A 19,135-nucleotide genomic window follows, 5' to 3' on the forward strand; every position below is an offset into this window, starting at 1 on the left:
TGCCGACCGACCGGGCCTCGTTCGAGATGGCCTTCTATGCCGGACCCGGCAAGCATCCTGAAACGCCGACTTTGTGTTCTTCGCCGATCGTCGCCTTGCGCCGCCGCGCGGCCGCGGAAGGCCTCACCGTCATCGAAGGCACCGCCACCTGGGCGGAGCCTGGCGGCCTGGTGCAGCGGCAGACCTACGAGGCGTTGCGCGACGAGATCCTCGGCCAGCTCGAGGCGGCACTGCCGGTCGACGCGGTCATCCTCGGCCTGCATGGCGCCATGGTGGCGCAAGGCTATGACGATTGCGAGGGCGACCTGCTGGAACGGGTGAGGGCAATCGTCGGGCTCGGCGTGGTGGTCGCCTCCGAGTTCGATCCGCATAGCCATCTGACGCCCAAGCGCGTGGCGGCTTGTGACATCATGGCCTACTTCCTCGAATTCCCGCACACCGATTTCTACGAGCGGGGCGAACATGTCGTCGAGCTTGGCCTCGCGGCGGCGCGCGGCGAGATCAAGCCTGTCATCTCGACCTTCGACTGCCGCATGATCCAGGTGCTGCCGACCAGCCGCGAGCCGATGCGCTCCTTCGTCGACCGCATCAAGGCCCTGCATGGCAAGGACGGCGTCTTGTCGGTCTCGGTCATCCACGGTTTCATGGCGGCCGACGTGCCCGAGATGGGCACGCGCATCCTGGTGGTCACCTACAATGACAAGGACGGTGGCGCCGCGCTTGCGGAGCGGCTGGGACGCGAACTCTACGCGTTGCGCGAAAAAACGGCGATGCCGATGCTGAACGCCGCCGACGGCATCGACCGGGCGCTCGCCGTGCGGGCCGAAAACAAGGGCAAGCCGGTGGTGATCGCCGACATCTGGGACAACCCCGGCGGCGGCGTCGCCGGCGATGGAACGTTCGTGCTCCGCCAGATGCTGGCGCGCGGCTTGGGCAATGTCGGCGTCGCGACGATCTGGGATCCGATCGCCGTGACCTTCTGCCACGCGGCGGGCGAGGGCGCGGTCATCGACCTGCGCTTCGGCGGCAAGGCCGGGCCCTTGGCCGGCGAGCCGATCGACGCGCGCGTCAAGGTGCTGAAGACGGTTGCGGAAGGCTGGCAGAGTTTCGGCCCGAGCCGGGTGACGCTGGGGCCGACGGCGCTGGTCCGCATCGAAGGCACCGAGGTCGACATCATCCTCAACACCAATCGCACGCAGACCTTCGAACCGGATGTTTTCTCCAATATCGGCGTCGATCCGATGAGCAAGGATGTGCTGCTGATCAAGTCGACCAATCATTTCTATGCCGGCTTCGAACCGATCGCCGCCGAGATCATCTATGTCTCGGCGCCGAGTTCCTATCCGAGCAATCCGGCGTTGACCGACTACAAGAAGCTGACGCGGCCGATCTGGCCAAGGGTGGCGGATCCCTGGAAGGCCTAGCGTTCTCCCTTCTCCCCCTGTGGGAGAAGGTGTCGCCGCAGGCGACGGATGAGGGGTGTTCCAGGAAACACCAACGCCTCACTCCGCTGGAACACCCCTCATCCGTCTCGGCGCTGCGCGCCGATCCACCTTCTCCCGCAAGGGGGAGAAGGGAAGAGGGTGCTACACCAAGCCGCGCTTGACCATCATCGCTTCGGGCGACGGCATCTTGCCGCGAAACGCGGTGTAGAGCTCTTCGGGATCCTTCGAACCGCCGGCGGCATAGATGTTTGTCCTCAGCCGTTTCGCAAGCTCCGGGTCGAAGGGGTCGCCGGTTTCCTCGAAGGCGGCGAAAGCGTCGGCATCCAGCACTTCCGACCACATGTAGGAGTAATACCCGGCCGAATAGCCTTCACCCGAAAACACATGGCTGAAATGCGGGGTGCGATGGCGCATCGCGATGGTGTCCGGCATGTCGAGCCCGGCAAGCGTTTCGGCTTCGAAGCGTAGCGGTTCCTCGGGCGCATCGGCCCGGGCATGATACGCCATGTCCATCAGGGCGGAGGATGTGAACTCGACCGTGGCGAAGCCGGCGCCAAAAGTCCGCGTCGCCAGCATCTTGTCGAGCAGCGCCTTCGGCATCGGCTTGCCTGTCTTCACATGCAGCGCGTGCTTTTCCAGCACCGCCGGCACCGTCAGCCAGTGTTCGTAGAGCTGGGACGGCAATTCGACGAAATCGCGGCTGACGGAGGTGCCCGCCACCGATGGCCAGGTGGCCTCGGTCAGCATGCCGTGCAGGGCATGGCCGAATTCATGGAACAGCGTCTTGGCTTCATCGACCGACAACAGCGCCGATTCGCCGGCCGGAGGCTTGGCGAAGTTCATGATGTTGTAGATTATCGGCGTCGAGCCGTGGCCGAGCTTATAACCGGACTTCAACGCGCTCATCCAGGCGCCGGAGCGCTTTGACGGCCGGGCGAAATAGTCGGCCAGGAACAGGCCGCGCTCGCTGCCATCGGCATTCCTGACGACGAAGACGCGGGCGTCCGGATGCCAGGCGGCGATGCCGTGCTTTTCCTCGAAAGTGATGCCGAACAGTCTTGTCGCCACGTCGAAGCAGGCGTCTATGACGCGGTCGAGCTGCAGATAAGGCTTCAGTTCGGCCTCGTCGAAGGCGAATTTCTCGGCGCGCAGCTTCTCCTGGTAGAAACGCCAGTCCCAGGCCGCGAATTTCTCGTTGCTGCCGGCTTCCGCCGCCAACCGCTCCAGTTGATTTTGATCGGCGGCTGCCTTTTCAAGCGCCTTTGCCCACACCGGATCGAGCAGGGCATGCACCGCTTGCGGCGTCTTGGCCATTGTGTTGTCGAGCTTCAGTGCCGCGAAGGAGGCATAGCCGAGCAGCTTTGCCTTTTCCGCGCGCAGGCGCAGCGTGTCGCGCACCACCGATGTGTTGTCGGTGGCGCCGCCGTTCTGGCCGCGCATGGTGAAGGCGCGGAACGCGATCTCGCGCAGGTCGCGGCGCTCGGAGAAAGTCGAGAACGGCTCGTAGATCGAGCGCGACAGCGTGACGGCGTAGCGACCCTTCTGACCGCGCATCTCGGCAGCTTCGGCCATCGAGCTCTTGAGGAAGTCCGGCAGGCCGGCAAGGTCGGCCTTGTCGAGGAACAGCGCCCAGTCGCGCTCGTCGGCCAGCACGTTCTGGCCGAAAGTCGTGCCGAGCGAGGACAGGTCCTCGCTGATCGTCGCCAGCCGCTTCTTGCCCTCGGCGTCGAGCTTGGCGCCGGAGCGGACAAAGCCTTTCCAGGTCTTTTCCAGCACGCGCAGCGTCTCGGCGTCCAGGCCCAAACCATCGCGCCGCTGGTAAAGCTCGTCGATGCGGGCAAACAGTCTCTCGTTCATTGAAATTGCGGAGAAATGCCTGGACATTTTCGGCGAGATCTCGCGCTCCAGCGCTTGGATCGCGTCATTGGTGTGGGCGCCGGCGCGGCACCAGAAGATCGACGAGACATGGTCGAGCGCATCGCCGGCGAGTTCCAGCGCCTGGAGCGTGTTCTCGATGGTCGGCTTGTCTCGGTTGCCGGCAATGGTCTCGATCTCGGCCTCATGCGCCTTCAGCGCGGCGTCGAAGACCGCGGCAAACTCGTCGTCGCCGATGCGGGTAAAATCGGGCAGGCCAAGCGGTCCTTGCCATGCGGTCAGCGGATGGGAGGCGAGGTCGACGGGTTCTGTGGACGGCATGGACGGTCTTTCGCTGATGGGCGGGGGCGGGTGTCACCGATGTAGGACGCCGCCCTTGGAGCCGCAATACGGCATCTGGCCGCTGTCCGCTTCAGTATCCGTCGCAGTTTTCGGCGATCGCCGCCTGCGAGCTGGCGGTTATGCGGTTGTCGCTCACCGCGAAGGTTTCCTGCATCAGCATGTCGTTGCCGGGGAAGTCGTAGCAGGCAATGACGGTGGTTACTTCGCCTTCCGTCTTCTGGATGCGATGCCGGATCGCCGCGCCGGCAACCGCGCCCTTCCATTCGTCGATCGAGGCGATGAAGTCCTGCTTGCCTTGAACGATGCCGAGATCGTCCAGTCTTATGCGGACATCGTCGGCAAGCAGGTCCGACAGCTCTGTGCGGTCCGCCACCAGGAGCGCCGAATACCAACGGCTTATGATGGCGTTATCGTCGGCGCGGGCAGTAACAATCGAAAGCAGCAGGGCCGCCGCGACGAAAGCGATCGAACGGAAATCCTGCCCCATAAGCTGCCTCCATCCTCAAATCCGCCCTTGCCAGCATAGGGTTGCCACTTTGCCGGCGTTAGGACGGCGGTCGCGATCTATGCAATCTCCGGCTTTTCGAAATCGCCGGTGTCCTTGTTCATAACCCAGAGCTCGCCGCTGGAAATGTCGAACCAGGCGCCGTGCAGGGACAACCGGCCCTTGCCCTCGAGAATACTGACGCAGGGAAAGGTCCTCAGATTGGCGATGGAATAGCGGATCGAGATCCGCTCGAGCGCAGTCTGGCGCTCCGTCGTGGTCATGAAGGTGCTTGAAGAAACGGTTTCGGCGGCCGGCGCGATGAGGCTCATCCATTTGCCGATGAAATCGCCGGGAGACAATGGTGCGGCCGCCGGGTCCAGTGCCGCGCGGATGCCTCCGCAACGGCCATGCCCCATGACGACGATGTTCTTCACCTTGAGGCTTTGCACGGCGAATTCGAGAGCGGCCGAGGTTGAATGGAACTCGCCGTCCGGCGCGTAGGGCGGCACCAGATTGCCGACATTGCGCAGCACGAAGAGCTCGCCGGGCCCGGCGTCGAAGATCGATTCGGGGGCGGCGCGGGAGTCACAGCAGGCAACGATCATTGTCTCGGGCGCCTGGCCCTCGCGGGCAAGCTCGCGATAGCGACCGCTCTCGGTGAGATAACGGCCGCTCATGAAATTGCGGTATCCGGCGAGAAGGTGTTCGGGAAGATGAGGCATGGCGGCGTCTGGAGCCTTTCCGGGTTGGATGCGGCAGCTCGTTGCGGTCAGAAAGGCTCTAACGGCAAAAGCCGGTCGCGGGCAATGCCGAATCGCGGCTGGCTGTCCGGCAATCGCCATGCGAGGCGCAAGGTTGGACCGCCGGACATCATCACCGACAAGCGCGATGTCGGCCGACGTCACGCACGGCGGTCGCGTCCCGGATGCGTGAGATGGCGAAGCTGCACCATCGCCATCGGGTGCGACAGGCTCTGCGCATCGGTTTCGAGCTGCAATTCGTCGCCGCCGCGCTTGGCCGTGCGCGCCAGGATTTCGTAGACCGCCGCCGTCGTCGATTGCAGCGCCTTGATCGGCGGCTGGCCGGACAGGACGCGGGCGAGGTAGACAGCCGCCGTCAGGTCACCCAGGCCGTTCGGCGGCTTGTCGATGAGCCGGTGCTCGGCGAGCAGCGCCTGGCTGCCGTCGAGCAGCAGATTGCCGGTGCCGCCCGTCATCATGGATGGCGCCGAGGTGACCAGCATGGTCGAGGGCCCGGCATGAAGGGCCGCCGCGATCACCGATTTCAGGTCGGGCAGGGGTGCGCCGGCCATCCATTCCAGCTCGAAGCGGTTGGGCGTGGCGATGTCGGCGATCGGCATCAGCCGGTCGCGCATGGCGACGGCCGTCGGCTCCGGCACATAGAGGCCGCCCGAATCACCCATTACCGGGTCGCAGATATAGAGGGCGCCGGGAGTCCTCGCCCTCACGGCGGCGACCAGCGAGGCGACGGCCTCGGCCTGGCCGGCCTCGCCGAGATAGCCCGACAGCACGGCGCCGACCTCGCCCAGCCACGGTGCCCGCTCGAGATCGGCCATCAGTGCCTTGAACTGGTCGAGCGGCGGCACGATGCGCGTCGCCCGTCCATGGCCGGGGTGCCAGGGCAGGATGATCGTCGGCACCGCCCAGACCGGAAAGCCCAGCGTCTCCAGCGCGAAGACGGCGGCGCGGTTGCCGACCGAGCCGCGCGCGACATGGCTGGAAATGACGATGACCGCACGCGGCGCGTCGGTTTGTTCGGCGCTCATTGTTGTTGATCCCTAACTGCCCCGGATGACGTAAAGCACGAGCCAGACCATCAGGCCCAGTGTCAGAAGCAGGCCAAGCGTGCGGCCAATGCGGGTGCCCCAGACTTCGATCGGATCGGCGCGATCGGCATCGGCCGCGGTGACGTGATCGCGGATGCCCTTCGTGCTCCGCGCCACGAACGAGTTGCCGGCCGGATCCGTTTCGCGCGCGATGCGCTCGAGGATGCGGCGTGATTCCCTCTCGCTGTCCCGGCGTTCGGCCATGATGATGTCCCGTTTCGATCGAACCTTATCGCGTTCGCGGGCCCCGTCACAGGGCCTTGCGGCCCAACAAGACGTGCCCGGCAGACGGTGGCGGCGGGGTCATTTTCTTGCGCGCCGATTGTGGTAATGCTTCGCATGCAACTTCTATCGAGGGACCTATCATGTTTGCCCAGCGCCTGTCCTCCCCGTCCATCTTCCGCACGCTACCCGCCTTCCTGATGATGGCCATCGTGCTGCCGCTGCTTGCCGGCTGCGGCTACAACACCATCCCGACGGCCGAGGAAAACGCCAAGGCGGCATGGAGCGAGGTGCTGAACCAGTACCAGCGCCGTGCCGATCTCATTCCCAATCTGGTCGAGACGGTCAAAGGCTATGCCGCGCACGAGAAGGACACGCTCGACGCCGTGGTCGAGGCGCGCGCCAAGGCGACGCAGATCACGGTGACGCCGGAAACGCTGAACGATCCCGCAGCCTTCAAGAAGTTCCAGGATGCGCAGGCCGGTCTGACCAGCGCGCTGTCGCGGCTGATCGCGGTGTCGGAGGCCTATCCCGATCTCAAGGCCAACCAGAATTTCCTGGCGCTGCAGGCGCAGCTTGAAGGCACCGAAAACCGCATCGCGGTGGCGCGGCGCGACTACATCCAGGCGGTGCGCGACTATAATCTGACGCTGAGGACGTTCCCTTCGGTGATCTGGGCGAGCCTGTGGTTCCGCAGCAACCAGCCTTTCGCGAACTTCACCGTCGACGAAGACAAGATGCAGCCGCCAAAGGTCGATTTCGGCACCAAGCAGGGCGGGTGAAACGGCGACTGTCATCGAAATAATTCCGCGAAAAGACGAATCGCTGGCGTGCAAACACCCCCCTCTGTCCTGCCGGACATCTCCCCCTCAAGGGGGGAGATCGGCTGCCATTGCCGCTTTCGCCAATTTTCAATGTCGCAAGCCGGGCGCCAGCGTCGAAGTTGCAAATCTCCCCCCTTGAGGGGGAGATGCCCGGCAGGGCAGAGGGGGGCGCCATGGAACGCCAGCCTAAGGTTGCTTTTCGCTCTTCTGAGCCTTTTCTTTCTCCCCCTCACAGCCCTCGCCGCCGACCTCCCGGCGTTGACGGGCCGTGTCGTCGACAATGCCGGCATCATCGATGCGTCGACCAGGGCGGCGCTGACGCAGACACTCGCGGATTTCGAGAAAAAGGGCTCCGATCAGATCGTCGTGGCGACGATTCCCAGCCTCGACGGCGAGGAGATAGAGCCCTATGCCAACCGGCTGTTCCGCTTCTGGAAACTTGGCCAGGCGAAGGAGAACAACGGCGTCCTGCTTCTGGTGGCGCCGAACGACCACAAGATGCGCATCGAGGTCGGCTACGGCCTGGAAGGCACGTTGACCGACCTGCACACCAAGCTGATCATCGAAAACGACATGGTGCCGGCGTTCCGCGCCGGCGACTTTCCGGGCGGCATCTCGAAGGCCGTCGACGATATGATCATGGTGCTGGAAGGCAATCCGGAGGAGCTGGAGGCGCGCGGCGAGCGCAACCAACAGGCGCCGTTCAATTCCGACGACCTGTTCTTCACCGTGTTCATCGGCATATGGATAATAATCCTGGTCGGCAGTCTTGCTGCCTCCACTCTGCCGCCGATCTTCGGCCGCAAGCTCGGTCCCGGCCGCTATCGCTGGCTTGGGATGACGTTCGAGCCGCACAGGCGATCCTCCGGCGGCGGCTGGTCTTCCGGGGGTGGCGGCTGGTCCTCGGGCGGCGGCGGTGGCGGTTTTTCCGGGGGTGGCGGCTCGTCCGGGGGCGGCGGCTCCTCGGGAAGCTGGTGACGGCATGAAGAGAGGTCGCATCCGTTTGTCGAGCCGCGGCCGTTTTAACGCGGCGGTCCAGCTCGTGTTGATCGCTCTGGCGGTCCTTTTCTCAGGCTTCGCTGTCCTTGCCGCCGATTTGCCGGCACTGACGGGCCGCGTCGTCGACAATGCCGGCATCATCGACGACGCGACCAAGGCGGCGCTGGCGCAAAAGCTCGCGGACTTCGAGAAAAAGGGTTCGGACCAGATCGTCGTCGCCACCATTCCGAGCCTCGACGGCGAGGAGATCGAACCCTATGCCAACCGGCTGTTCCGGTTCTGGAAGCTTGGCCAGGCCGGCGAAAACAACGGCGTGCTGCTGTTGGTGGCCAGGAATGACCGCAAGATGCGCATCGAGGTCGGCTATGGGCTTGAAGGCACGCTGACCGACCTGCACACCAAGCTGATCATCGAAAACGACATGCTGCCGGCGTTCCGTGCCGGCGATTTTGCGGGCGGCATTTCGAAGGCCGTCGACGACATGGTCATGGTGCTGGAAGGCAATCCGGAGGAGCTGGAGGCGCGCGGCAAGCGCAATCCCGCCGACAGCAGCACGCCCATGGATCCGATCGTCGTGGTGTTCCTCATCCTGTGGGCGACAATGTTTTTCGGCGGTGTGGCGATGGCATTCCTGCCGCCGATGTTCGGCACAAAGCTGTCGCCGGGCGTGTATAGATGGCTGGGCATGACCTTCCGCTATGGCCGCGGGCGGGGTGGGTCGGCGTCGGGCAGCGGTTGGACGACGGGCTCGTCGTCCGGCAGCGGCTGGTCATCTGGCAGCTCCGGCGGCGGCTGGTCGTCCGGCTCGAGCGGCGGTGGATTTTCGGGTGGCGGCGGCTCATCCGGCGGTGGCGGTTCTTCAGGAAGCTGGTGAGGCAATCATGGCAACACGACCGATCAGCCCTACGGATCACGAGCGCATCGCCGCAGCGATCCGCGCCGCCGAGGCCCGGACCGATGGCGAGATCTACTGCGTCGTGGCGCAAGCCAGCGACGGTTACTTCTTCCCGGCCGCCTTCATGGCGACAGCAGGCATTCTGGTTGTCAGCCTGGCCGTCGGCTTCGGGCTGGAGGCCTGGTGGCTGTCGATCCGGCTGCCGCATTTCATCATCGCCCAGCTGCTGGCGCTGGGATGCGTGCTGGCGTTGCTGTGGGCGCTGCCCGGCCTGCGCATCCATCTGGTGCCGAGGCGGCTGCGCTTCCAGGCCGCGCACGCCAACGCAGTCAAGCAGTTCCTCGCCCGCAACGTCCACCGCACCACGGCGCGCACCGGCGTGCTGGTGTTCGTCTCGATTGCCGAACACTATGCCGAGGTCGTCGCCGACAGCGGCATCGATGCCAAGGTCGGCCAGCATGTCTGGGATGGCGTCATACGCGACCTGACCGCGCATGCCGGCGATGACCGTCTGGCCGACGGCTTCGTCAAGGCCATCGAATTGGTGGGGGCGGTGCTGGCCGAACATTTCCCGGTCACATCGGGGGACACCAACGAACTGGAGGACCATCTGGTCGAGATCTGAGCCCTTGCAGGGAGTTTTCGGGGCGACGTCGCTGACGCGATGATCGACTGTGAGAAAGCGTTTCGTTGGCGGCCCGGACTCTTGCAATCGGGCGATGCGGGTTTATGGTTAACAAATCATGAATACGCTGACGATCGATATCCGGAAGGCCGAGCCGCGCGATGCCGAGGCGATAGCCGACGTGCATCTCCAGGCCTGGCACGGGGCCTATTCGGGCATCATTCCACACCGCACCCTGACATCGATGATCAACCGGCGCGGCGCCGACTGGTGGGCGAACGCCATTCGCCGAGCCGCGACCGTTCTGGTCGTCGAGATCGGCGGCAAGATCGCCGGCTATGCCACGATCGGCAAGAACCGGGCGCGCGAACTCAGGCAGCAGGGCGAGATCTACGAACTGTACATGCGCCCGGAATATCAGGGCATCGGTCTCGGCAGCCGCCTGTTCGCGGCGGCCAGGGCGCGGCTGACCGATCGTGGGCTGAAGGGCATGGTGGTGTGGGCGCTCGAGGACAATCAGAACGCGCTCGCCTTTTATGCCGGCGTGGGCGGCCGCGACGTCGCCGAGGGCGTCGAGATCTTCGAGCAGAAGGCGCTGAAGAAGGTTGCCTTCGTCTGGGAATGACGACCCCTACTCGCTTCGTTTGCGTCTTCTAGTCGTCTCCAGCACCATTCGCCGCATTGCACCGTGCCGCGCCTCCCGCTATCGGTCTTTCATCGAGAGAGGGATAAAGCCATGCGCATTGAAGCCATAGCCATCGGAAAGAATCCGCCTGAGGACATCAACGTCATCATCGAGGTGCCGATCGGCGGCGAGCCGATCAAGTACGAGATGGACAAGGAAGCCGGCACGCTGTTCGTCGACCGTTTCCTGCACACCTCGATGCGTTATCCCGGCAATTACGGCTTCGTGCCGCACACGCTGTCGGGCGATGGCGATCCCATCGACGTTCTGGTCTGCAACACGCGCGCGCTGGTGCCGGGCTGCGTCATCAATGTGCGGCCCATCGGCGTGCTGGTGATGGAAGACAATGCCGGCCAGGACGAGAAAGTCATCGCCGTGCCGTCACCCAAGCTGACGCTGCGCTACGAGAACGTCACCGAATACACGCAGCTGCCCGACATCACCCGCCAGCAGGTGCAGCACTTCTTCGAGCACTACAAGGATCTGGAGCCCGGCAAATGGGTCAAGATCGAAGGCTGGCACGATTCCGCCTATGCCAAGAAGATGATCGTCGACGCGATCGCGCGGGCAAAGGCGAGCAAGTAAGCGACGGGACCGGCATCGCTTCCTTCGGGCTAAACGGTGGTATCTTTCAAAACGCAGGCGCGAGGGCCAAAGTCCCTAGACTAGTTATCCACCCGGCCGAAAGCCGGCACGTTGCCGATGACGACAGGCTTGTCCTTGCCGCAGGCGAAGGCGCGCGCCTTTTCGTCGGCAAGCTTGCGCGCCTGATCGTTGGCTTGCGGGTTGCCGGTGGCCAGCACCAGGCCGACCGTGCAGCTTTGACGTGCGTCCATCTGGCCGACCTTGGAGACGAGCAGCACTTCGGTCGGCTTGCTCTCATCCTCGCCATTGCTGACAGAACGGCGATGGATGGCCGCGAAGGGCACGGCCTTTTCGCCCTTGGTCTCGATTCGCCACTCGACCTTGGCTCCGGACGAATTGAAGCCGGAAAAGCTCTCCCAGACCGATGTCATGTCGCCGCCGGGCGGAAATCCATAGAACAGTGATTCGCGGGCGTCGTCATAGGCGACCAGCACCGGATAGCCGCGATAGCCGGAACAGGCGAGATCGGCCCAGTCGCCCTCGCCCTCGTCGGCTTGCGCGTAGGTGACGCAGTCCGTCTTCCAGTCGAGGTCGGTGTAGGCGCTGGAAATGCCGTCGGCGCGAGCTCCGTGGCAGAGGCCCGCAAAGGCAAGCCCGATCAGAATGGCACGCATGGCCGGCAGCTCCGTTGCAGCCGGCGCAGCGTAGCGGCAATCGCTATTTCTTCAAGCTGGCTTCGATCAGCAGGTCGGCATTCGTCGCCACCGACTGCGCCGGCCCGCCCAGCCCGAACAGCTGGCCGCTGATATAGGCGCCTTCGATCAGGAGCAGCAGCCCGTCGCCCAGCATGTCGGCGTCGGTCGCGCCCATCGCGAGCGCCATGGCGCGCAGGCGGCGGCGCAGTTCATGCTTGTTGGCCTCGCTGACCACGCGGGCGGGATGGCCGCGTTCGGGATATTCGACCGCCGCATTGGTCATGCCGCAACCTCGATAATCCGGCAGCTGCGTGCGCTTGCCGACACGGGTCAGGAAAGCCTTGATCTGCGCGCGTGGATCGCCGGGATGGGCGTCGACCGCCTCGTCGAAGCGCTTCCAGAAATCGAGGTCGTACTGCCTGAGATAGGAGGCTGCCAATTCGTCCTTGGAGGGAAAGCTGCGATAGAGGCTGGGCTTGGTAACGCCGGCGCGCCTGACGATCTCGTCGACGCCGATCGCCCTGATACCGCGCCGGTAAAACAGGTCGTAGGCCACATCGAGGATCTTCTTGGCGGCCCTCGGCGCAGCCGATGCATGACCGTCGCTGATGGTCAGTTCAATATTTCTGTCCGTTGGCATCATGATGACTCGATTGACAGTGTTACCGATCGGTACGTATACAACCTCCACCCTGTAACGTACCGGTCAGTAACATGATAGCTCAATCCCGTCCGTTTGGCCAGCGCTACGCCTTTGTCGTGGTCGGCGTGATCTTTCTTTGCCTGCTGGTCGCGGCCGGCCTGCGTTCGGCGCCCTCGGTCATGATGTTGCCGCTGGAAAGCAGCCTGGGCTGGCGGCGCGACGTCATCTCGCTGGCCGCCGGCGTCGGCATCCTGCTCTACGGTTTGACCGGTCCGTTCGCCGCTGCCCTGATGGAGCGGATCGGGTTGCGCCGCACCCTGCTCGCCTCGCTGGTGGTGATGTCGGGCTCGACCGCGCTCAGCCTGCTGATGACCAAGCCATGGCATCTTTTCGTGACCTGGGGGGTGTTTTCCGGCATTGGTTCCGGCGCTGTCGCCAGCGTGCTCGGGGCCACGATCGTCAACCGCTGGTTCAAGACCAATCGCGGCCTGGTCATGGGCCTGATGTCGGCCTCCAGTGCATCCGGCATGCTGGTGTTCCTGCCGTTGATCGCCGCATTGGCGCAATCGGGCGGATGGCAGCCGGTCGTCATCGCGGTCTCGATCGCCACGGCGGCCATGATTCCGCTGGTGTGGCTGCTGGTGCCGGAGCGTCCCGCGTCGATCGGCATGGTGCGCTTCGGCGCCGAAGCCGACGACGTGCCGCCGACACCGCCGGCATCGCAGGGCAATTTCCTCGCACACACTTTTTCGACCCTGCGCCGCGCCGCCGGCACGCGCGTGTTCTGGTACCTGTTCGCCACCTTCTTCGTCTGCGGCTTCACCACCAACGGCCTGGTCGGCACGCATCTGATCGCCTTTTGCGGCGACATGGGCATCGGCGAGGTGCAGGCGGCGGGCCTCTTGTCGATGATGGGTATCTTCGACCTGATCGGAACGACGTTGTCGGGCTGGCTCACCGACCGCTACGACCCGCGCAAGCTGCTCGGCGTTTATTACGGCATCCGGGGCCTGTCGCTGATCTACCTGCCTTATTCCGGTTTTTCGGCGACAAGCCTGATCATCTTCTCGGTCCTCTACGGCCTCGACTGGATCGCCACCGTGCCGCCGACCCTGAGGCTGGCCAACGAAGCGTTCGGCGACCGCAGCGGCCCGATCGTGTTCGGCTGGATCGTCGCCGGCCATCAGATCGGCGCGGCCTCGGCAGCCGCCTTCGGCGGCACGATGCGCGAACTGCAAGGCAATTACGAGCTTGCCTTCCTGATCGCCGGCATGACGGCGATCGCCGCCGCTTGCCTCTCGCTGCTGATCAACACGAGCCGGCCGGCCTTCGATCCAGAGCCGCAGGCGGCCTGAGCGCTCTTCCCCTTCTCCCCACAAAGGGAGAAGGACAGGTCAGTTGTCAGAAAAACTTCATGGTTTCGAGATGACGCTGAAACATTGACGCTGGACCTTGGGGGCACCGTTCAACGCCATCCAGGAGACAGCCATGAACAAGCTCTCGATCACCCGCCGGGCCTTCGTCACGTCCGCCAGCGCCGCTGGCCTGGTCGGCGTTTCCGGCCTGGCGCTTCCATACTATTCGCGTGCGAGCCAGCGTCCGGCCTTCACGCATGGCGTCCAGTCGGGCGATGTCGACGCCACCAGCGGCATGGTCTGGACGCGCACGGACCGTCCGTCGCGCGTCATGTTCGAAGTGTCGTCGACAGAGGATTTCGCCAATGCGACTCGCCTGGCGCCGCTCGATACCTCGCCGGCGAGTGACTACACGGTGAAGCGCCTGCTCACCGATCTCGCCTCCGACCAGGACATCTTCTATCGCATGACGGCGGCCGATCTTGCCGACGTCAACGCCGTCTCCGAGCCGATCACCGGCCGTTTCCGCACCGCGCCCGCTTCCCGGCGCGACATCAAGTTCGCCTGGTCGGGCGACACCGCCGGCCAGGGATGGGGCATCGATGAGACCGGCATGAAGACCTATGCCACCATCGGCAAGCACACACCCGATTTCTTCCTGCATTCGGGCGACACCATCTATGCCGACGGCGCGATGAAGGACGAGGTCGACCTGCCGGGCGGCGGCAAGTGGAAGAACGTCGTGATGATCGACGGCAAGCGCAAGGTGGCCGAGACGCTGGACGAATATCGCGACCAGTGGAAATACAACATGATGGACAGGAACGTGCTGGGCTTGAGCGCCATCTGTCCGACCTTCTACCAGTGGGACGACCACGAGGTGCTGAACAACTGGTCGGACTCGAAGGACCTGAGCGCCGACACTCGTTACACCGAGAAATCCATTCATGTGCTGGCGGCGCGGGCGGCGCGCGCCTTCCACGAGATGACGACCATCCGCTACGAACCGTCCGAACCCGGCCGCGTCTATCGCAAGATCGCCTACGGGCCTCTTCTCGACGTGTTCTTCCTCGACATGCGGGCCTATCGCGGGCCGAACGGTCCGGACATGCAGGATGAAATGACGCCGCAATCGCGCATGCTTGGCGAACAGCAGACGAAGTGGCTGAAGCGGGAGCTGGCAAATTCGAAGGCGACCTGGAAAATCATTGCCGCCGACATGCCGCTTGGCCTCGTCGTCTGGGACGACGGCGCCAAGAAGGCCGGCGCCGAGGCGGTGAGCAACGGCGACAATGGTGCGCCAAAGGGCCGCGAGCTCGAGATCGCGGACCTGCTGCGCTACATCAAGACCGCCGGCATCGACAACACTGTCTGGCTGACGGCCGACGTGCACTACACGGCGGCGCACTATTACAATCCCGACAAGGCGCAGTTCCAGGATTTCAATCCGTTTTGGGAATTCGTCTCGGGACCGATCCATGCCGGCACGTTCGGGCCCAACGATTTCGACATGACCTTCGGTCCGGAACTGAAGTTCATCAAGGCGCCGACCGCCGAACAGGGCCAGAACCTGCCGCCATCGGCAGGACTGCAGTTCTTCGGACTGGTCGATATCAGCGGCGCCAGCGAACAGCTGACGGTGCGGCTGATGGATCGCGACGACAACGAACTCTACAAGGTCACGCTTGATCCGGTGCGGCCGGCCTAGGCGAAGCCGAGCAAGAACGGCGTTCCGAAGCGTTTCTCCGCTAAAATTCGTTGCCTGTCGCCCTGCGAGGACGACCGGCGGTCCGCGGTCGTCAATCGGGATAGCAGACCATCGGAATGTTCGGCCAGACGGCGCTGTCGCAATTGGCGGCGGCCTGCCTCTGCTTGAGGGCGGCGCTGACCGGGCCTGTCGTCATCGGGTCGACGCCGTCGGGCGCGTCGGCGAAGACTTGTTCGGCCGACTGCGCATTGGAGAGCGCAGGCCTCGCCTCTTTTTGCGACGCCGCCGACTGAGCGGCGTTGGCCGCGACCAGCATGGCAAACGCCGCCGACGCGATAAGCGGCCAAAATCGGTTGAGTTTGTCGGTCATCATGGTCGAACTGCCCGGACCCCGAAAGGTTCCGCCTTGGTTAACAAAATCATCTCACACGCGGATGCTTAAGATTTGATGAGTATTTGGTGCCTCGCGTGCCCTTTCGCAATTGCGAAAAACCCTGTATGAGCCGCGCAACCGAAAGAGGCAGCGCCTTTTGGCCTGCTGTCTGCAACGCTCCCGAGACCAGAAACATGAAAATCCGTAATATCGCGATCATCGCGCACGTCGACCATGGAAAGACCACCCTGGTCGACCAGCTGTTGAAGCAATCCGGCTCCTTCCGCGACAACCAGCGCGTCGCCGAGCGCGCCATGGATTCCAACGACCTGGAAAAGGAGCGCGGCATCACCATCCTGGCCAAGGCGACCTCGGTCGACTGGAAGGATACGCGCATCAACATCGTCGATACGCCCGGGCACGCCGATTTCGGCGGCGAGGTCGAGCGCATCCTGTCGATGGTGGATTCGGCAATCGTGCTGGTCGACGCCGCCGAGGGCCCGATGCCGCAGACCAAGTTCGTCGTCGGCAAGGCGCTCAAGGTCGGCCTCAAGCCGATCGTCGTCATCAACAAGATCGACCGGCCGGACGCCCGCCATGTCGAGGTGGTCAACGAGGTGTTCGACCTGTTTGCCGCGCTCGACGCCACCGACGAGCAGCTCGACTTCCCGATCCTTTACGGTTCAGGCCGCGACGGCTGGGTCTCCGAAAATCCGGAAGGCCCGAAGGACCAGGGCCTGGCGCCGCTGTTCGACCTCGTCATCAAGCACGTGCCGGCGCCGACCGTGCATCCCGGCCCGTTCCGCATGATCGGCACCATCCTGGAAGCCAACCCCTTCCTCGGCCGCATCATCACCGGCCGCATCGAATCCGGCACGCTGAAGTCCAACCAGCCGGTCAAGGTGCTGCACCATGACGGCACGCTGGTCGAAACCGGCCGCATCTCCAAGATCCTCGCTTTCCGCGGCCTCGAGCGCCAGCCGATCGAGGAAGCCCAGGCGGGCGACATCGTCGCCATTGCCGGCCTGTCGAAGGGCACCGTCGCCGACACGTTCTGCGATCCGGCTGTGACCGAGCCGCTGCATGCGCAGCCGATCGATCCGCCGACCGTGACCATGTCCTTCCTCGTCAACGATTCGCCGCTGGCCGGCACCGAAGGCGACAAGGTGACCAGCCGCGTCATCCGCGACCGCCTGTTGCGCGAGGCCGAGGGCAATGTCGCGCTGAAGATCGAGGAATCGCCTGACAAGGATTCGTTCTTCGTCTCCGGCCGCGGCGAGTTGCAGCTGGCCGTGCTGATCGAGACGATGCGCCGCGAAGGCTTCGAGATCGCCGTGTCGCGTCCGCGCGTCGTCATGCAGAAGGGCGAGAACGGCGAATTGCTGGAGCCGGTCGAGGAAGTCGTCATCGACGTCGACGAGGAACATGCCGGCGTCGTCGTGCAGAAGATGTCGGAGCGCAAGGCCGAGATGGTCGAGCTGCGTCCGTCCGGCGGCAACCGCCAGCGCATCGTCTTCCACGCGCCGACGCGCGGCCTGATCGGCTATCAGTCGGAACTGTTGACCGACACGCGCGGCACCGCCGTGATGAACCGGCTGTTCCATGCCTACGAGCCCTACAAGGGCGAATTGCCCGGCCGCACCAACGGCGTGCTGATCTCCAACGAACAGGGCGAGGCCGTGGCCTATGCCATGTGGAACCTGGAAGACCGCGGCCCGATGGTCATCGATCCCGGCGTCAAGGTCTACCAGGGCATGATCATCGGCATCCATTCGCGCGACAACGACCTCGAAGTGAACGTGCTGAAGGGCAAGAAGCTCACCAACATCCGCGCCGCCGGCAAGGACGAAGCGGTGAAGCTGACCCCGCCGATCCGCATGACGCTGGAGAAGGCGCTGGCCTGGATCCAGGACGACGAGCTGGTCGAGGTGACGCCGAAGACCATCCGGCTGCGCAAGCTCTATCTCGACCCCAACGAGCGCAAGCGCTTCGAGAAGTCGGCCAAGGCGGTCGGCGCGGCGTAAGGGCACTGCCAGGCATATGAGCGGCAAACTGGGAACGGTCGCGGTGTTCGACAATCGGCCCGAGGCCGAAGTCTGCCTCTCAATGCTTGACGCATATGGAATCTATGCGTCTTCGGCGCATCTTGATACGACAAGGCAAGGCCTGATCCACGTACAGGTCGCCGACAGCGATCTCGAAGCAGCCAAGGCTCTGATCGCCGCGACCTCGCAAGAGAGCGATTGAGCCTCGGCCGCCGTCGGTTCATCCGCCGGCAGCCGAGATAATGGTTTCAAGGTCGGGCTCGCCGGTCACGTCGACGCGGATCGTCATTCCCTGCCGGGCCGGCCTGCGCAAGGCTTTGGCCCCGTCCTGATCGACGATCAGCAGACGCCTCTCCTCCGGCGCCTGTAGCCGCGACCGCGAGATGCCGAATTCGTTGGCAAGCAGCCGGTCGAGCCGGAGCGATGTTGGCATTTCCAATGCAAGCGTGATTTCAAGCGCGGCTACGCTTTCGCTCTTGTCGCCGACCCTGTGCTTGTGAACGGCGACGTCGGAAAATTCCTCCACGCGTCCCGCACGGTTTCGCAACGCCACTATATCGAAGGCATGCCGCCGGGCCAGCGTCGGATCATTGCTCTCGAATGCCTGCAGCAACGCCGGCTCGATATCGCGGCGGTTGCAGCGCTCGAGAATGCCGAAATTCCAGGAATTGTCGCACTCGATGCAGCGATAGATCAACCAGACGTCGATTCGCTTGCCGTTGGCGTTGACGCGAAATTTTTCGCTGCAGCGATAGGCCTTCACAGTGCCGCAGCGATTGCAGTTGATGAGTGGTCGAGGTTGGGTCCTGGGTACGATCACCCAATGTATGCGCAGAGTGCCGGACATGCCGATAGGGCCTTCCCGTTGGGAAGTTCGTCAGGTCGGCTCTATCGAGATGCCCATGCGGGCACGGCGTGGCGCAAGCTTGCTATGATCGGAAATCAGGCGTCACGGGCGGTTGCGCGCGACAGCGGTTCAGCAGTGCCAAACCGGTCTCGAACCGCCGCCCAGAGGAACACATGAAAATGAAACAGGCACCGCGGAGGCGGCGCCATCAGGTGTGTCGGGGGAGTTGACGAGACCGGCGGTTACTGAGGCAAAGTAAAGCTCGAAATTGTTTCGCGGCGGGTTTTCTAGCGGGGACCAATGGGAACGGCAAGGCCTGAAACTGGCGGTCGACACTCCTCCAGCTGGCAATGATTGCGTCGGTCGCAGGTGCCAAACGGGACCTAATCGAATACCATACGGTTTCAACAAAAATGAGTACAGCCATGCACCTTACATCGCTGCTGATCTTCGCCGCCGCCTTGTTCGTGGCCGCCGGCTCACCCGGCCCATCGATCGCGGCGCTTGTCGCGCGTGTCATCTCCAAGGGTTTTCGCGACGTGTTCCCGTTCCTGCTCGCCATGTGGATCGGCGAGGGCATCTGGCTGTCGCTGGCGGTGTTCGGGCTGGCCGTCGTGGCGCAGACCTTCCATTTCGCCT

Annotated in this window: 21 protein-coding genes; 12 read left to right on the forward strand and 9 right to left on the reverse strand. The window is 64.0% G+C overall.

What is annotated here, in order from left to right; translation table 11 throughout:
• A partial coding sequence (locus WC739_RS17470; RefSeq protein ID WP_372954275.1) for a M81 family metallopeptidase occupies positions 1-1,424 on the forward strand: 1,424 nt, incomplete at its 5' end.
• A gap of 162 nt (positions 1,425-1,586) precedes the next feature.
• Here WC739_RS17470 and WC739_RS17475 read toward each other — a convergent pair.
• From WC739_RS17475 to WC739_RS17495, 5 genes are all read right to left on the reverse strand, one after another.
• Positions 1,587-3,641: a M3 family metallopeptidase gene (locus tag WC739_RS17475; RefSeq protein ID WP_372954276.1), complete on the reverse strand. Its 2,055-nt coding sequence runs from the start codon at positions 3,639-3,641 to the stop codon at positions 1,587-1,589.
• A gap of 91 nt (positions 3,642-3,732) precedes the next feature.
• On the reverse strand, positions 3,733-4,149 hold the full coding sequence (locus WC739_RS17480; protein WP_372954277.1) for a nuclear transport factor 2 family protein: 417 nt from the start codon (positions 4,147-4,149) through the stop codon (positions 3,733-3,735).
• A 77-nt stretch (positions 4,150-4,226) separates the two neighbouring features.
• Entirely contained in the window at positions 4,227-4,871 is a 645-nt protein-coding gene (locus WC739_RS17485; RefSeq protein ID WP_372954278.1) for a carbonic anhydrase, read from the reverse strand.
• Between the two features lie 179 nt (positions 4,872-5,050).
• The gene (pdxY, locus tag WC739_RS17490; protein WP_372954279.1) at positions 5,051-5,935 is read right to left on the reverse strand and encodes a pyridoxal kinase PdxY; all 885 of its coding nucleotides are present in this window, start codon (positions 5,933-5,935) and stop codon (positions 5,051-5,053) included.
• Between the two features lie 12 nt (positions 5,936-5,947).
• The gene (locus tag WC739_RS17495) at positions 5,948-6,199 is read right to left on the reverse strand and encodes a hypothetical protein (protein WP_372954280.1); all 252 of its coding nucleotides are present in this window, start codon (positions 6,197-6,199) and stop codon (positions 5,948-5,950) included.
• A 161-nt stretch (positions 6,200-6,360) separates the two neighbouring features.
• On the opposite strand from WC739_RS17495, the gene WC739_RS17500 reads away from it, so the two are divergent.
• The 6 genes from WC739_RS17500 to ppa all read left to right on the forward strand — a co-directional run bounded on the left by WC739_RS17500 (position 6,361) and on the right by ppa (position 10,830).
• Entirely contained in the window at positions 6,361-6,999 is a 639-nt protein-coding gene (locus WC739_RS17500) for a LemA family protein (protein ID WP_372954281.1), read from the forward strand.
• A 177-nt stretch (positions 7,000-7,176) separates the two neighbouring features.
• Positions 7,177-8,019 (forward strand): YgcG family protein, encoded by an 843-nt coding sequence (locus tag WC739_RS17505; protein ID WP_372954282.1) that lies wholly within the window; start codon positions 7,177-7,179, stop codon positions 8,017-8,019.
• Positions 8,020-8,023: 4 nt separating this feature from the next.
• A complete protein-coding gene (locus WC739_RS17510) occupies positions 8,024-8,914 on the forward strand; it encodes a YgcG family protein (RefSeq protein WP_372954283.1) in 891 nt (296 codons plus the stop codon).
• A gap of 7 nt (positions 8,915-8,921) precedes the next feature.
• Entirely contained in the window at positions 8,922-9,560 is a 639-nt protein-coding gene (locus WC739_RS17515; RefSeq protein ID WP_372954284.1) for a TPM domain-containing protein, read from the forward strand.
• A 118-nt stretch (positions 9,561-9,678) separates the two neighbouring features.
• A complete protein-coding gene (locus WC739_RS17520; protein WP_372954285.1) occupies positions 9,679-10,185 on the forward strand; it encodes an N-acetyltransferase family protein in 507 nt (168 codons plus the stop codon).
• Between the two features lie 111 nt (positions 10,186-10,296).
• Positions 10,297-10,830: an inorganic diphosphatase gene (ppa, locus tag WC739_RS17525; protein ID WP_372954286.1), complete on the forward strand. Its 534-nt coding sequence runs from the start codon at positions 10,297-10,299 to the stop codon at positions 10,828-10,830.
• 80 nt (positions 10,831-10,910) lie between these two features.
• Here the strand turns inward: ppa and WC739_RS17530 are convergent, their stop codons facing one another.
• Entirely contained in the window at positions 10,911-11,504 is a 594-nt protein-coding gene (locus WC739_RS17530; RefSeq protein WP_372954287.1) for a hypothetical protein, read from the reverse strand.
• A gap of 43 nt (positions 11,505-11,547) precedes the next feature.
• Positions 11,548-12,165 (reverse strand): TetR/AcrR family transcriptional regulator, encoded by a 618-nt coding sequence (locus WC739_RS17535; RefSeq protein WP_372954288.1) that lies wholly within the window; start codon positions 12,163-12,165, stop codon positions 11,548-11,550.
• A gap of 74 nt (positions 12,166-12,239) precedes the next feature.
• Between WC739_RS17535 and WC739_RS17540 the strand changes: the two genes are divergently transcribed.
• Together WC739_RS17540 and WC739_RS17545 are read left to right on the forward strand one after the other, a co-directional pair.
• Positions 12,240-13,523, forward strand: coding sequence for an MFS transporter (locus WC739_RS17540; protein WP_372954289.1), 1,284 nt, complete (start codon positions 12,240-12,242; stop codon positions 13,521-13,523).
• Between the two features lie 133 nt (positions 13,524-13,656).
• Positions 13,657-15,231 (forward strand): alkaline phosphatase, encoded by a 1,575-nt coding sequence (locus WC739_RS17545; RefSeq protein ID WP_372954290.1) that lies wholly within the window; start codon positions 13,657-13,659, stop codon positions 15,229-15,231.
• 91 nt (positions 15,232-15,322) lie between these two features.
• On the opposite strand, the gene WC739_RS17550 is transcribed toward WC739_RS17545, so the two are convergent.
• Entirely contained in the window at positions 15,323-15,604 is a 282-nt protein-coding gene (locus WC739_RS17550) for a hypothetical protein (RefSeq protein WP_372954291.1), read from the reverse strand.
• 194 nt (positions 15,605-15,798) lie between these two features.
• Here WC739_RS17550 and typA point away from each other — a divergent pair, with 194 nt between their 5' ends.
• Both typA and WC739_RS17560 read left to right on the forward strand, forming a co-directional pair.
• The gene (gene typA / locus WC739_RS17555; RefSeq protein WP_372954292.1) at positions 15,799-17,628 is read left to right on the forward strand and encodes a translational GTPase TypA; all 1,830 of its coding nucleotides are present in this window, start codon (positions 15,799-15,801) and stop codon (positions 17,626-17,628) included.
• A gap of 16 nt (positions 17,629-17,644) precedes the next feature.
• Positions 17,645-17,851: a hypothetical protein gene (locus WC739_RS17560; RefSeq protein ID WP_372954293.1), complete on the forward strand. Its 207-nt coding sequence runs from the start codon at positions 17,645-17,647 to the stop codon at positions 17,849-17,851.
• An 18-nt stretch (positions 17,852-17,869) separates the two neighbouring features.
• Here WC739_RS17560 and WC739_RS17565 read toward each other — a convergent pair whose 3' ends face one another.
• Positions 17,870-18,496, reverse strand: a complete 627-nt coding sequence (locus WC739_RS17565) for a DUF1062 domain-containing protein (RefSeq protein ID WP_372954294.1) — start codon at positions 18,494-18,496, stop codon at positions 17,870-17,872.
• 425 nt (positions 18,497-18,921) lie between these two features.
• On the opposite strand from WC739_RS17565, the gene WC739_RS17570 reads away from it, so the two are divergent.
• A partial coding sequence (locus tag WC739_RS17570; protein WP_372954295.1) for a LysE family transporter occupies positions 18,922-19,135 on the forward strand: 214 nt, incomplete at its 3' end.

The organism is Mesorhizobium sp., from assembly GCF_041661565.1.
Lineage (GTDB): Bacteria > Pseudomonadota > Alphaproteobacteria > Rhizobiales > Rhizobiaceae > Mesorhizobium.